This is a genomic window from Parapedobacter sp. GCM10030251, from assembly GCF_042666505.1.
In the GTDB taxonomy this organism is placed as follows: domain Bacteria; phylum Bacteroidota; class Bacteroidia; order Sphingobacteriales; family Sphingobacteriaceae; genus Parapedobacter.
In genome coordinates, this window is sequence record NZ_JBHTDN010000004.1 from 274,105 (window position 1) to 288,825 (window position 14,721).

Annotated in this window: 13 protein-coding genes; 4 read left to right on the forward strand and 9 right to left on the reverse strand. The window is 46.5% G+C overall.

Annotation, left to right across the window (positions count from 1 at the left end; translation table 11 throughout):
* Nucleotides 1-72: 72 nt before the first annotated feature.
* The 3 genes from ACFQRK_RS13405 to ACFQRK_RS13415 form a co-directional block, all read right to left on the reverse strand.
* Nucleotides 73-1,224, reverse strand: a complete 1,152-nt coding sequence (locus tag ACFQRK_RS13405; RefSeq protein WP_379007470.1) for a FecR family protein — start codon at nt 1,222-1,224, stop codon at nt 73-75.
* Nucleotides 1,225-1,334: 110 nt separating this feature from the next.
* Entirely contained in the window at nt 1,335-1,907 is a 573-nt protein-coding gene (locus ACFQRK_RS13410) for an RNA polymerase sigma factor (RefSeq protein ID WP_379007471.1), read from the reverse strand.
* Nucleotides 1,908-1,977: 70 nt separating this feature from the next.
* The gene (locus tag ACFQRK_RS13415; RefSeq protein WP_379007473.1) at nt 1,978-2,136 is read right to left on the reverse strand and encodes a hypothetical protein; all 159 of its coding nucleotides are present in this window, start codon (nt 2,134-2,136) and stop codon (nt 1,978-1,980) included.
* Nucleotides 2,137-2,573: 437 nt separating this feature from the next.
* Between ACFQRK_RS13415 and ACFQRK_RS13420 the strand changes: the two genes are divergently transcribed.
* Genes ACFQRK_RS13420 through argC form a run of 3 tightly spaced genes read left to right on the forward strand, consistent with a single transcriptional unit; the run spans nt 2,574 to nt 5,550 of the window.
* On the forward strand, nt 2,574-3,284 hold the full coding sequence (locus ACFQRK_RS13420; protein ID WP_379007474.1) for a GNAT family N-acetyltransferase: 711 nt from the start codon (nt 2,574-2,576) through the stop codon (nt 3,282-3,284).
* A gap of 22 nt (nt 3,285-3,306) precedes the next feature.
* Nucleotides 3,307-4,488 (forward strand): argininosuccinate synthase, encoded by a 1,182-nt coding sequence (gene argG, locus ACFQRK_RS13425; protein ID WP_379007476.1) that lies wholly within the window; start codon nt 3,307-3,309, stop codon nt 4,486-4,488.
* A 42-nt stretch (nt 4,489-4,530) separates the two neighbouring features.
* The gene (gene argC, locus ACFQRK_RS13430; RefSeq protein WP_379007478.1) at nt 4,531-5,550 is read left to right on the forward strand and encodes an N-acetyl-gamma-glutamyl-phosphate reductase; all 1,020 of its coding nucleotides are present in this window, start codon (nt 4,531-4,533) and stop codon (nt 5,548-5,550) included.
* 15 nt (nt 5,551-5,565) lie between these two features.
* Here the strand turns inward: argC and hemL are convergent, their stop codons facing one another.
* The 4 genes from hemL to hemA form a co-directional block, all read right to left on the reverse strand.
* A complete protein-coding gene (gene hemL / locus ACFQRK_RS13435) occupies nt 5,566-6,942 on the reverse strand; it encodes a glutamate-1-semialdehyde 2,1-aminomutase (RefSeq protein ID WP_379008038.1) in 1,377 nt (458 codons plus the stop codon).
* A gap of 63 nt (nt 6,943-7,005) precedes the next feature.
* Nucleotides 7,006-7,977, reverse strand: a complete 972-nt coding sequence (gene hemB, locus ACFQRK_RS13440; RefSeq protein WP_379007480.1) for a porphobilinogen synthase — start codon at nt 7,975-7,977, stop codon at nt 7,006-7,008.
* Between the two features lie 78 nt (nt 7,978-8,055).
* Complete coding sequence (hemC, locus tag ACFQRK_RS13445) at nt 8,056-9,693, reverse strand: hydroxymethylbilane synthase (RefSeq protein WP_379007482.1); 1,638 nt, start codon at nt 9,691-9,693, stop codon at nt 8,056-8,058.
* Nucleotides 9,694-9,850: 157 nt separating this feature from the next.
* The gene (hemA, locus tag ACFQRK_RS13450; protein WP_379007485.1) at nt 9,851-11,092 is read right to left on the reverse strand and encodes a glutamyl-tRNA reductase; all 1,242 of its coding nucleotides are present in this window, start codon (nt 11,090-11,092) and stop codon (nt 9,851-9,853) included.
* A 198-nt stretch (nt 11,093-11,290) separates the two neighbouring features.
* Between hemA and ACFQRK_RS13455 the strand changes: the two genes are divergently transcribed.
* On the forward strand, nt 11,291-12,442 hold the full coding sequence (locus ACFQRK_RS13455; protein ID WP_379007488.1) for an aldose epimerase family protein: 1,152 nt from the start codon (nt 11,291-11,293) through the stop codon (nt 12,440-12,442).
* A gap of 547 nt (nt 12,443-12,989) precedes the next feature.
* On the opposite strand, the gene ACFQRK_RS13460 is transcribed toward ACFQRK_RS13455, so the two are convergent.
* Together ACFQRK_RS13460 and ACFQRK_RS13465 are read right to left on the reverse strand one after the other, a co-directional pair.
* Nucleotides 12,990-13,970, reverse strand: a complete 981-nt coding sequence (locus ACFQRK_RS13460; RefSeq protein WP_379007489.1) for a sugar phosphate isomerase/epimerase family protein — start codon at nt 13,968-13,970, stop codon at nt 12,990-12,992.
* 41 nt (nt 13,971-14,011) lie between these two features.
* Entirely contained in the window at nt 14,012-14,713 is a 702-nt protein-coding gene (locus ACFQRK_RS13465) for an NUDIX domain-containing protein (protein ID WP_379007491.1), read from the reverse strand.
* Nucleotides 14,714-14,721: the final 8 nt, after the last annotated feature.

Genomic DNA, 14,721 nt, shown 5'->3' on the forward strand with positions numbered 1-14,721 from the left:
TTTGAAACATTTTCTCGTGTTGATTTCGATCAGCGGCGATGAACCCGCCTGTGCTGCGATTTTCATGGGGGGCTACTTCATGATATAGACGCTCCTTTCTTTGATTTTGAATCTGTAATTTGATATTTCCGTGAGTTGTAGGAGCACGTCGGACAGTTTTTGTGCTTTGCTAACAGAGCCGGTGAAGCGATCGCCGGTTTGTTCGTCGATGTGGATATGCTCGATGCCGTACCACGCCGCAACCTGCGCCATAACCTCCGCTATTGTATGGTCGTTGAATCTAAAATAACCATCTTTCCACGCCAATACATCCCGGAGATTTACCGTATCTGTCAAAATTCCCGGTGTCGTATCTTCGGTGGTTGCCTGCCACCCTGGTTGGAGTAAGCGGGTTTGATTTCCGTTAGTAACCGCTACCGATCCTTCAACCAACGTAGTGTGCGTAAATCCGGTGGAGGAGTCGGCCGCAATGTTGAATTGTGTGCCCAATACCTGGACCACCGTATGTGCCGTTGAGACGTTAAAAGGTCTATGTTCATCGTGCGCAACCTGGAAAAATGCTTCGCCCTCAAGGGTGACGTGTCGACGCGATTCTGGGAATCGGGAAGGGTAGGAGAGGGTGGCGCCTGCATTTAACCAGATACGGCTCCCATCGGTCAATTGCAATTGGCACGTATGACCCTTTCCGTTCTTTATGGTGTAAAAGCCTGTCTTTTCGATACTGGCGGGAGTGAAAACAAACCGTGTTTGCCCGTCGTCCTCTGTAACGATGTTCACGCCGATTTCGTTTAATGTTTTCAGGGGAGCCTGCGACAAGTCATATTGAGTGCCATCAGTAAGGCGGAGTATAACGTGGTTTTTTTCCGGAAGAAAAATATCGGAGGCGATTGCTTTTTGATGAATTGAAACCTTTTTATCGCTATTTTGGTACAATAACACGGAGAGGATGACCAAAAAAGTCGCGATGCCAGCCGCCAGCCAACGCGTGCCGGGCAAATAACCACTGCATATCCGTCGCCGGATGCTGTTCATCACAGCCCCTTGATTGAAGTGTTCACTCGTATCGTCAAGCGGGCCCTTCTCTTTAATCAATTTGTCAATGATGGGCTCAACCTGGCGTTGGTCATCAATTGCCATCAAATCGAGTAAGACCCGCAAGTCCTCTTTGCTAATGGTTCCCGCTAAGTACTGATTCAATAAATCACTCAGCTTCTCTCGGCTCATAGATTACTCATCATATGTTATCAGTGTTAACTGGAAAGTATCCCGTGTAGAACACCGGTGTTGGGGAAAAGGGACTAGTCGTGAAAAAAATTTTTTTTGAATTTTCAACGTTAGAACGAAAAAATCACGATCAGAAGGAAGAGATTTTGATGCAAGATTTTGTTTCGGAGAAGCTTAACAGCTTGGACGATGTGGTTTTTGACCGTGTTTCTGGAAATATTTAATTGTTCAGCGATTTCCTGATGGCTGAACCCCTCGAGGCGGCTTAGGGAGAAAACAGTACGTTGTTGGAGCGGTAGCAACCCGAGCAGTCGTTTAATGTTCTCGTTCAGTTCTTTGGCAGCAATGGCGTTATGCAGACTATCTTCCGGTTCGGAAAACTGCATCCATAAACGCTCGAAACAAGCATTGGATCGCCTAACACTCCGTAGTTTATTAAGTGCATGTCTTCGGGTCATGACATACAAATACGCCCAAATGTTTTGGTTGCGCTGTAAACTGGTCCGATTTTCCCAGAGCTTTACGAAAACTTCCTGGACAACGTCTTCGCTCCAACCGGTGTCTTTCAATAAAAAAAATGACAGGTTGAAAACCCGATTCGAATAGCTATAGTAGAGTTGTTCAAATGCGGATTTCCGTCCTTCGATAAGCATGTCGATAAGCTTGCTCTCTTTGACGTCCACAATTTCGGTCTTTTAATCAGCGCAATATACTGTTTTGATTAAATTAAACGAAACTTAAAGCAACTCTGGCTTATTTTTCCTGACTTTTTTCCTGGGCCTCCTTTTTCCGGAGCTCAAAATTCGCAGCCGCAACGCCAGAGGCGTACTTGGTTGACACATACATCGCCGCCGCCGCCGCGATGACGACCAGGATGATTCCCCAGATGCCTTTACGCTTATCTTGTTTCATCAACCAGATAAGGAAGATGATGAGGGGAATTGCAAAAATTAAAATAAAAAACCAGCTGGTTCCGATCATGTGACAAAGGTCGGAAAAAAACAAAATAAACCTTGTGTAAATAAAATATATTTTTGCTACCTTTGGCACCTTAATTGCAGCATAGCTGTAATACTATTAAGGATGAACACAAAAAATAATATAGCTGTATCTACTGCATTGTGCGCTCAGCACTATGTAATCTGCTTTTTGTGTGGAAGTTTAACTGCCGAAAGACCGGTGCTCCGGTTTCGACGACCCATATTGCCCCGGGCTTAATAAGGGGCATCCTCTCCCATTACGTACGGCAAGGAGTCCGAAGCTGTACTTTACCAACATATTTAAAGTAGTTAGCATTAAAAAACACAACGTAAGTTGGCTGTTTTCAATTTTTAGGGTCGTATATTCCAATGGAACTTTCAGACTTTATAATCACCCCGGCGACCGAGCAGCATATCGGTTATGCCCAGCAAATTTGTGACGAAATGGCCGAATCGGCCAAAGCACGTGGCACCGGCATCGCGCGTAGAAGTCCCGAGTATGTGGCAAACAAGATGCGGGAAGGAAAGGCCGTAATTGCATTGCGCAAATCTGATGGAGCTTGGGCGGGATTTTGTTACATTGAAACTTGGAGCCACGGCGATTTTGTGGCCAATTCAGGTTTGGTGGTCAATCCCGATTTTCGGAAAGTGGGCTTGGCAAAGGCGATTAAAAAACGTATCTTTGACCTCTCTAGGGAAAAGTACCCGAAGGCGAAGATTTTTGGCTTGACCACGGGTTTAGCCGTGATGAAAATCAATTCGGATCTTGGCTATGAACCGGTCACCTATTCCGAATTGACGCAGGACGAGGAATTTTGGAAAGGATGTCAAAGTTGCGTTAACTACGATATTCTTACCATGAAGCAACGTAAAAACTGCATGTGCACGGCGATGCTCTGGGATCCGGTGGAAAAGGAAAAGGAATTGCGCGAGCGGATTGAAATGAAAGCCAAAGCCAAAGAACGTTTAAAGCAGATTACGAAAAAATCTTCCCTCTTGAAACGTATCGAGGCAAAGTTGTGGAAATCCACTAAAAAAATGGTTACTGCGTTCGTTGCCCGTCACCCGAAAACAGTATAGTTGTAGAATCAAAAAATAATCAATGAACAAAGTCGTATTAGCGTTTAGTGGAGGATTGGACACCTCTTTTTGCTGTATTTATCTTTCCAAGGACCGGGGGTTGGAAGTACATTCCGTAATTGTCAATACCGGAGGTTTTTCGGCGGACGAGCTGACCCAAATCGAACAGCGGGCTTATTCGCTGGGTGTAAAAACCCATACTGTGGTGGATGAAACGCAGAACTACTACGATAGCAGCATTAAATACCTGATCTTTGGTAACGTGTTGAAAAACGCTACTTATCCGCTTTCGGTAAGCGCTGAAAGGGTAAGTCAGGCGACAGCCATCGCTAACTATGCCAAGAAAATCGGTGCAAAATATGTTGCTCACGGCAGCACCGGAGCCGGCAACGATCAGGTGCGGTTTGACATGATTTTTAATACACTTATTCCCGATGTAGAAATCATTACGCCTATTCGTGACCTAAAGCTCAGCCGCGAAGAAGAAATTGAATACCTACACAAACATGGCGTTGAATTCAATGCCGAAAAAGCGAAATATTCAATCAACAAAGGAATTTGGGGTACGTCAGTGGGAGGTAAGGAAACGTTGACTTCCCACGAGACATTGCCAGAAGATGCATGGCCGACCCCCGTTACTTCGGTCGAGCCAAGGCGACTTACGATTGAATTTGAAAAAGGGGAGCCCGTGGCACTAAACGGCAATCGCATCGGATCCGTGAAGGTGATTCAGGAATTGCAGTCCATCGCACAGCCATACGGTATAGGCCGGGATATCCATGTAGGTGATACCATCATTGGCATCAAGGGGCGTGTTGGCTTTGAGGCCGCTGCGCCCTTAATTCTGATCAAAGCACACCATACGCTGGAAAAACATACGCTTACTAAATGGCAGCTCAGCTGGAAGGATCAATTGGCTGCGTTCTATGGCAATTGGATGCATGAAGGGCAAATGCATGATCCGGTAATGCGCGATATCGAGGCGTTTCTGCAAAATACCCAACAGACCGTAAGCGGCAAGGTTTTCGTCGAATTGAATCCGTATCGGTTTACCGTAATCGGCATTGAATCACCGCATGACTTAATGTCAAACAAATTCGGTAGTTATGGAGAAATGAACAATACATGGAGCGGGGATGACGTCAAAGGGTTCTCCAAGATATTCGGTAATCAGGTGTCCATTTGGCATAAGGTGAATAAGTGAAGCAGTGAATAGGTGAAGCGGTGAGTAGGTGAAAAAACAAACATGACAAAGATTAAGATAGGAATTATCGGTTCGGCGGGCTATACTGGAGGCGAACTGCTACGCATACTGATCAACCATCCGCATGCCGATATCGTGTTTACGCATAGCGAAAGCAATGCCGGGAATAAGGTTTCGGATGTCCACACCGATCTGTTTGGTGATACTGACTTGCGATTTTCGGAAACTTACCATAGTGATATTGAAGTATTGTTTCTCTGCGTTGGGCACGGTGATGCCCGGAAGTTTTTGGATGTCAATACATTTGATCCGCATGTTAAAATAATTGATCTTTCGCAAGATTATAGATTGCGGGCAAATACCGCATACCGGGATGGGAAATTCATATACGGTCTACCCGAGTTAAATAGGGACTTCATCCGGTCTGCGCACTATGTCGCTAACCCGGGTTGCTTTGCCACGGGTATCCAATTGGCACTTCTGCCGTTGGCCGCGGAAGGGCTACTTCAGAATCCGGTTCATGTTAACGCAACAACCGGTTCCACCGGTGCTGGACAAAAGCCATCCGCAACGTCGCATTTCAGCTGGCGAAATAACAACTTGTCCATTTATAAGGCCTTTGAACATCAGCACCTGCAGGAAATCAGCGAATCGTTAAATCAGTTACAGCCTGGCTTTCTTCCCGACGGAGATGGAACGTTGCTGCAACGGGCCATGGAGCGTATCCATATCGTTCCGCAGCGGGGTAACTTTCCGAGAGGGATCTTATCCGCTATTTATCTGGATAGTCCATTGGGCGAAGAGGAGGCGTATGCGCTATACGAATCGTACTACGACACGCACCCGTTTACCCATGTCAGCAAAACAAATATCGATTTGAAACAGGTGGTCAATACCAATAAGTGCATCTTGCATCTCGAAAAACACGGCGATAAGCTATTTATTATCAGTATTGTTGATAATTTGCTAAAAGGGGCAAGTGGGCAAGCCGTACAGAATATGAACCTGTTGGCTGGATTGGACGAAACCACGGGCCTGAAACTGAAGAGCGTAGGATTTTAGCCGTTTTTCGGATCCCTACCGGAATTGGTGTCTGGAAACGGCGTCCAAGCTTTCGAAAATCGCGCGTTTGGCTTTTTCTAAGTCGGTTTTGGTATGCGCAGCAGACACGAAACCCACTTCGTAGCCCGAAGGACCAAGGTATACCCCGCGATTGAGTAATTCGCGATGGAATACCTTATACAATTCCATACTGCTGTGGTCAATATCGCCTGCAGCGCGAATAGCTGCCTGGTTGGTAAATGCGAACCAAAAAATGGAACCGACGTAGAACAACTTGACTTTGTAATTTTTGGCAGTGGCATAGCGTTGGATCGCTTCTACGAACTCCGACGTTTTTTGGTTGAGATTTTTGTAAAATCCATTGCTGCGAAGTTCCGATAATTGAGCAATTCCTGCTGCCATGGCCACCGGGTTACCCGACAAGGTGCCTGCTTGGTAAACACCCCCGTCCGGAGAAATGTGGCTCATCAATTCCGCCGAAGCGCCGTAGGCTCCAACTGGCATACCGCCGCCAATGATCTTGCCATATGTCAGGATATCAGGCTGTACATCGTAATACGCAGCGGCACCCTCGAAACCGAGGCGAAAACCGGTAATCACTTCGTCAAAAATGAGTAATGCGCCGTTTTCTTTCGTGATGTCACGAAGAAAGCGGATATATTCGGGTTCTTGAATAAGTAAGCCGTTGTTGGCAGGTATTCCCTCGATGATGACGGCGGCAATCTGCTCCTTGAATTCCGAAAAGGCAGCTTCTACGGCGGTTCGATCCGCTAAGGGAACAACCAGGGTCTCATCAGCAAACGCTTTGGGTACGCCGGCAGAAGAAGTTTCGCCGAACGTGACCAAACCCGATCCGGCTTTAACCAATAAGGAGTCCGAGTGGCCATGGTAGCAACCATCGAACTTGATGATCTTATCACGGCCGGTATATCCGCGGGCCAGCCGAATCGCCGACATCACAGCCTCCGTGCCGGAACTGACGAAGCGAAGTTTTTCAATATACCGGTTGTGTTTGATGATCAGCTCCGCAAGCTCATTTTCGAGCGCTGTGGGTGCACCGAAACTCAGTCCTTTTTCCAAAGTCTTGGTTACCTTTTCCCGTATTTTTGGATGGTTATGCCCCAAGATAAGTGGTCCCCAGGAGCAACAGAAGTCAATGAATTGATTTCCATCAACATCCCATAAATGGCAACCATCACCCCGTTCAATAAATAGAGGGGTGCCGTATACCGATTTAAATGCCCTGACCGGCGAGTTTACGCCGCCGGGGAAATATTGCTGGGCTTTCTCGTACAGCGTTGCCGATTTCTCCCGTGAAATATCTTCCTTTTTGCCTGTCGAAACCAAAGAATCATCGTTGCCTGCAAAGGCCTTTTTAATCGCATCTAACATCACTCGTATCCTCAAATCTGACGTGGTAAACGTCAATCTAGTGTTTTAAATCTAATTATAATCTTATAGCCATCTGTTCTCCAAAACCTCTTTGGCGTGGTAAGTAAGGATAGCGGTAGCGCCGGCGCGCCGTATCCCCATGAGTACTTCCATGGTGGCGCGTCGCTCATCCAGCCAGCCGTTACGAGCGGATGCTTTGACCATCGCATACTCGCCGCTCACATTGTAAGCTGCGATAGGTAGGTCAAACTGATCAGACAGGAGTTTGATTACATCCAGGTATGGAAGGGCGGGCTTTACCATGAGGAAATCCGCTCCCTCTTGCATGTCCAGTTGGGCTTCGATCAGTGCCTCCCGCTGGTTTGCCGGATTCATTTGATACGTCTTTTTGTCGCCCTGCTTTGGTGCCGAATTGAGCGCATCACGAAAAGGGCCATAGAATGCGCTGGCGTACTTCGCCGTATATGACATGAGGGATACATGGGAAAATCCTTGTTGGTCCAGTTCCTTTCGGAGATAGCCAATCCGTCCATCCATCATATCAGATGGCGCAATAATGTCGGCTCCGGCTTGTGCGTGGGCTACGGCCATTTTTGCCAGGATTTCCAGGGTTTCGTCATTCACGATGGTGCCGTTTTCGACAATACCGTCATGCCCATCGCTGCTATAAGGATCCATCGCCACATCGGTTATCACACATGCTTCTGGGAAATTCTCTTTCACTTGGGCAATTGCCCTGAGATATAAACTGCCTTTTCGTGTCGCTTCGCTGGCGTATTTATCTTTCAGGGATTCATCGACGTTAGGAAACAGATCAAATGCCTGAAGCCCCAGTTTCAAGCAGGTCTCTACCTCGCGGAGCAGGTTATCTATGGAGTATCGGAAAATGCCCGGCATGGAAGTTACTTCCGACTTTACGTTGTTACCTTCTATGACAAACAGCGGAAAAATCAGATTGGCAGCGGTTAGCTGTGTTTCCTGCACCATATCACGTATCACCGCAGATTTGCGGTTCCTTCTTGGTCTTCTTAGCATTCCGTTTTCTTAGTGTTGCACCTTCGTACTACAAAAACCCGCATGTACCCAATTAACTTGTGTCATTCGCGTTCCATCTTAATAATCCAATCCAAATACAGCTTCTGCCAATCCGATTTCGTCCGGTGAATAGGGAAGTGTATAGGGTAGCCCTAATTCTTCGATTTTCTTGGCGGTGGAACGTCCAATGCAGATGATTTTCTGACCCGGATCGACCAGGTTATCCACAAAATAAGCTTCCACATTTGAGGGGCTGGTGAAAATGAGCACATTGGCATTGGACTTCGATACATTGGTGTCGATGCGGGTCTGGTAAACTGGAAGGTTGATTACCTTTGTTTCGCTCGTCAGTGATTGTTGGATGGTTTCCAACGAATCCTTCGCCCTCGGAATCAAGACGGTTGTTCCGGTCGCTAGTTTTGCAAATTCAGCGGCAATTTGTTCCATGTTAATACCTAATCGCTCTCCCGAAAAATCGGGTGCATGGCCAAACTGGCGAAGCATTTCTTCTGAGCCTCGGCCAATCACTGCGAATTTTGTCCGCTTGCTCAGCCGTGGTGCCAACCGGAAAAAGTTCTCGATGCCGTTTTTGCTGCCGAAAAATATCCAGTCGACGTATTTAAGTATATAAGGATCCAGCTTATGGATAATCGGAAATATCCGGATCAGAGATCGGCCTTCCACAGCGATTCCACGGGCCGTCATCGCCCGGTAGAAGTAGTTAGACTCACTGACATCTCTTGTGATGAAGACGTTGGAAGGCAACTTGCGGTTTTTATCAAATTTGTTGGCGATCCGCTCAGCCAGTCCATCGGTATGCTCCGCAGACAAGTACAGGCGGTCCGGAAACTCTTCATCGCTGTCGGCCTTGGATGTCCAAACTTCGTATTTGCCGTCCTGTTTACGGCAGTAACACCCCAAGGGAGCATGGCACCCTGCATCAAACCGGTTGAGAACTTCACGTTCTACGGCAATTGTCTCCGCTACTCCGGCATCATTTATCAGCTGCAGCATGTCGTACAAATCTTTGTCGCTTTCTTTGATCTGTACCGCCAGTACACCTTGGGCAGGCGCCGGAATGATCTCCACGGGAGGGAGTTCCTCTACGTGAAAGTCACTGAGATCCACCCCAATCCGGGTAATTCCCGCTTTAGCCAGCATGATGGCATCATAATTTTCGTCTCGGAGCTTCTCAATCCGGGTCAATACATTGCCACGCAGGTCGTCAAATTCAAGGTCGGGACGCATGGCCAGCAGCTGCGCCTTTCGGCGGTTGGACGATGTGCCTACGGTGGCATTGTGCTTGAGTGCAAGTCGTTTTTTAAGGTCGACGCAATCCTTGTGGATAATGAGTAGCTCGGAAGGGTCTTCACGGGAAGTTACAGCGGCTATGGTCAATCCACTGGGCTGTATCGTCGGAAGGTCCTTATGCGAATGTACGGCAATATCGATTCCGCCGGTTAGCAATTCTTCTTCCAACTCTTTTGTAAAAAAGCCTTTGCCTTCCAGCTTATCCAAACGTAAATGCTGTACGATATCTCCTTGGGTTTTGATAACCTTCAGTTCGGCTTGAATGCCGATTTCTGCCAGTTTATTTTTGACATAATTAGCTTGCCACAAAGCCAGTTCACTACCACGTGTGCCTATAATAAGTACGCGATCTACTTTCTTTGTCCGCTTTTTAGCGATTTCCGTCAAGGGTTCCTCAATTAGCATAAACAAACTTAGACAAATTATTGATATGGATCAATTCTTTTTGGCATCAATGAGATCGCTCCGGTAAGCCCGCTCGATACGCAATTTTATTGATTTGCATAGTACCAAAGGAATCGAAAACTCCATCAAGATTAGCGGGAGATTAACGGAAAAGTGGTCAATTGAGATCGGAGCTATTCGTTTTGACCAATATATCTTTGGCCATCACCATGGGCACCTTGATGTATTTTTTCTCCATGTAGTCTATTACCTTCTCAAGCACCATTCTTGAATTCGCGTCGAGCGCATTTACTTCTGTAGCGAAAACCTCGTTGAGCGCAAATGAGCGAATTTCTTTCACCTTTTCCGGCACTTCACGCATGGCCAGCTCTACACGCCGTTGCTTGAGTATCGGGAGGAACTCACGGATATTGTCAGCTATGATCTGTTCAGCGTGGGCCAGTTCATCGTAACGTTGCTGCAGGTTTTTAGAAGCAATTGCCTGCAAACCGCTCACTTCTATGTAATGTATGGGGTGGTGTTGAAGCACGTCGGGATGTACGTCATTGGGAATGGCAAGGTCTACGATCACCTTTTTATCCGTATCTCCGTTTAGTAGTGCCTGATATAACGCCGTATCCACAATTGCTTCGGGAGCCCCCGTACAGGTAATCAGAATATCAAAACCGGCTTTGTATTGAGGTAATTCACTTAAGGGGTAGGCTTGACCATTTAATTCAGCGCTTAAGGCCCGGGCGTTTTCTAGCGTACGGTTGAACACCACAAAATTGGAAAACCGGTGTTTTTGCAGATATTTGGCAAAGTTTTGGTTGGTTTCGCCCGCCCCGATGATGAGAATCCGGGGATTTTCATGCAGTTTTATCTCCCTAAGTTTGCGATAGGCAAGCGATACGACAGAAACCGGATTGCGGGAAATGCGCGTATGGGTATACACCTCTTTGGCCGTTTTTACCAATCGCTCCATCACCAGACGTAAAAAATCCCCGGTGAATCCGCTTGCGCGGCAACGCTCATACGCTCTACGCACCTGGGCAAGAATTTCCTTTTCACCCACAACCAAGCTTTCCAAGGAACAGGACATCCGCAACAAATGATTGAGCGCTTCAATACCTTCATAGGTGGTTACCTGATCCAGAAAGCAATCCAGCCGTTCAGAAGGTACACAGAAATTCAGCTTGTGCATAAATTCCTTGATAAACTCGGGCTTCAGCTCATGGGCTCCGTAAAAGACAAATTCTACACGATTACAGGTGCCGATGTAAAAAATTTCGGGAATGTCAAAGCTATGTTTGAGATTGATCAACCGGCTTTCTAGTTCTTCATTACAAATCACCAAATTGCCTAAATCTTTCAAATCCACATGTTTGTGGGTGAATGCTATGACTTTGAGATTCTTCAAGGTTGTACTATCCTCACTAATTACGGAAACAAAAGTACAACATCTCTTGACTGTGGTCTGTCAAAACTGTGTCAAACACAAATATTTAGAATGGTTATAAATTAGCCGTAATTCTTGTGTGCTCATCTGTTTCATATCACGATTTTACTTTTATCTTTGTCGGGGATAATCCTAGTTTTACAAACCTGATATTTAAATATGATGAACAATAAAATAAGCAAGTCGTTGGCCTTCGTTGCCGCAATAGTTGGAGTCTCGGCCTGTAATCCGCCGCAGGAGCAGTCAGCCCAACGGACTACTCAAGCCGAATCGACCGTATCGCCGGCTGAATTTGCCGCAGAGATTGATGGCGATTCAGTGCAATTGTATACACTTACAAATGGCACGGCGGTGGCTGCTATTATCAATTATGGCGCACGGATTATCAGTCTTCAGGTGCCTGATAAAAATGGCGATCTTGTAGATGTTGTCCTTGGATATAAGGATTTAGCCTCCTATCGAAAATCAGGTGAAGGGTTTTACGGAGCCGTTGTTGGCCGGTATGGAAACCGCATCGCGAAAGGACAATTTGAGCTGGAAGGGCAGCAATATCAACTCGAACTCAACGACGGGCCCAATACACTGCACGGTGGTACAAACGGTTTTTTTTCCAAAGTTTGGGAGGTAAAGCACGTAACAGACAGCAGCCTCGAGCTGCATTATACATCGCCTGATGGAGATGCAGGTTATCCGGGTACGTTGAATACCACGATTGTATATACACTTACGTCCGATAATGGGTTGGATATCAGCTATCATGCAACGACCGATAAAGCCACAGTGGTGAATCTTACGAATCACGCTTATTTCAATCTCAGCGGCGAAGGCGACAGCACCATCTTGGATCACCTGCTCACCATTCGTGCAGATGGTTATACACCGGTAGACGAAACCCTCATACCGACGGGAGAAATAGCCTCCGTTGAAAATACTCCTTTCGATTTTCGTCAACCAACGGCCATCGGAAAGCGCATCGATACGGCAGATGCACAGTTGTTGCTCGGAAAAGGATACGATCATAATTTCGTGCTTAAAAAAGATCCGGGGCTGCAACTCGTTGCAACTGTTGAAAGTCCGAAAACGGGCATTGTGATGGATATTCTTACCGAAGAGCCAGGGCTGCAGTTTTATAGCGGTAATTTCATGGATAATGTCCAAAATGCGAAGGGTGGAAAGACCTACGGCTATCGTTCGGCTTTCTGCCTTGAAACCCAGCATTTCCCTGATTCCCCAAACCAACCGGATTTTCCATCGACTGTGTTGGAACCAAAGGCGGAGTACCATACCCGGACCGTCTACCGTTTTAGGTAGCAGAACTATTTCGGGGCGTCACTTGTCAGGAAAATACGGAGCCGATTTATTGGGCAGGTATGTCCGGTTTAGCGAGCGGATTTTTCCCCGGACGCATTTTTAAAATCGGCCAATCAATCACGCAGGTGAATCGGCTGGACGTTGCATGTCGCCGCCTACGGACATATCTACTCAATTAGGTGAATGGGGGCGAATCATTCAAAAAATCATCCAGATCCGCAAGAAAATAGAAAACCACCCTTTATGGGTAGGTGTATTCCCGATAGGAATGCTTTTCTTTGTGTCGTCTATCAACGAAAAATGTTAAGCCAATGATTACCTATGCATCAGAAAACACGACTCTGGATTTTATCGGAAGCTGTAGCTATACCCGGATGGGTTAACCGCTCAGGGCTTCGGCTATCCTGATTTCCTTTTTCGCACCAATATAAGTGGGCTGCCTGAACCTTGGCCAAAGTCGCCCCTTTGGCCATCATCGAAAGCGGTAGTGATCGGTTAACAACTGATCCTACCGATTTCATTAATGCGCGATTGCAAAAAAGCGGTGTTATTTAAGCAATTCGGTCTTCACATATTCATAGCTCTCTTCAACGCTTTCAAACGGATCGATAGTGATCAAATCCTGTTCTACGAATGCGTATTTCAAGCCAGCTGTTTCCGCCTGTGCCATGATCTTCTTGAAATCGATGTTTCCTGTACCTACTTCGGCATAAGTAATCGCCGAAGTAATCTCCATAACGGGTCTGTTGTCATAATCCGGACCGGTTACGGGGTCGGTATTGGCTTTGTCCATATCTTTAATATGCCAAAGTGGAAAACGACCAGGATGCTTTTGAAAGTATGCGACACTGTCCGCTCCAGATTTTTCGCTCCAGAACAGATCCAATTCAAATACCACCAAATCTTTTTCGGTATTTTCGAGTAGGATGTCTAATCCCCTACTGCCATTTTCGAGGGTGCGGAATTCCCAAAAATGGTTGTGATAGCCGATTTTGATTCCAGATCCGGCTGCAAGATCTCCGCCTTTGTTTAATTGGTCAGCCATGAAATGGTAGTGATCTGCGGTCAATTGATCGATCAACGGCATAGGCGGTATGGGTACAATCATATATTTCTGACCCAATTCGGCCGCAGTGTCCAAATAGATTTTTAACGCTTCTTCATTTCCATTTCCGGGTGTAAGGAACTCGGAAAGGTCATAGTGACCGCTATAAGACTTCAGGCCATTTGCCAGCAGCTGTCCCGATAAATCCCGGAGATTCAAGCCCCAGAATTGAATCTGACCATCGGCTCGAGTTTCCGGACCGAATGTTTCCACGTGGTTGTATCCGATTTCTGCTACGCGATTAAGCGTAGATGCAGCGCTATCGGCCAGTTGATCCCGCAAGGTATAAAGTTGTAAGCCGATTTCCCTTAGTGTTGCTTTAGGGCTTCGCTTCCGATCGCAGGAAAGGATAGAAGGGGCCATACAGGCCGCGGCAACCGTAACCCCTGCCTGCTTCAAAAATGCACGCCTATTGAAAGTCATATTGAAGATCGTTTGTTTGGCACGATCGAAGATAAGTTTTTTTACTGATATTCCGGATTGGATATGAAATTAAGAAAGCGAGTGAATTTTTCGAGATAAGCGGCTTTGTCCAATTTATAGTAGAAGGCGCCTTTTTTTGAATGCGCTTTGTCTTTATCTAATTGCTTGATGAGCAGCTCCGTAGAGCGCAATTTGCGAGTGAAGTTGCGCTTATCCAATTCAACCTCATAAACCTGTTCGTAAAGTGTCATAATTTGAGGAATAGTGAATTTCTCAGGAAGTAATTCGAACAGGATGGGGTGTAATGCCGCTTTATAACGTAGTTTTTGTTTTGCTTGTTGCACCATTTCCTGGTGGTCAAAGATCAGTTTGGGCACGCCTTCCAACGGAAACCATTCTGCCCGGTAATCATCGCTGAGTTGTTTTTCGTATTTTTTGATATCGATTAGGGCGAAGTATGTGATGCTGATGGTTCGCTCTATCGGATCACGTTCAGGCTTCCCGAATACCGATAGCTGTTCCATGTAAACGTCTTTCAGCCCCGTAAGCTGCTTAAGCACTCGTGAAGCGGCGTCCTCCGGCTTCTCATTGGATTGAACGAAGCCGCCCATCAGGCTCCACTTGTTTTTTTCCGGCTCGAATCCCCTTTTTATCAGCAGCAATTTTAACTCGTAGCCGTCAAATCCAAAAATAATGCAATCCACTGCAACCAGCATGCGGGACTGTTTTGCGTACTTATCCATCGGTGGTA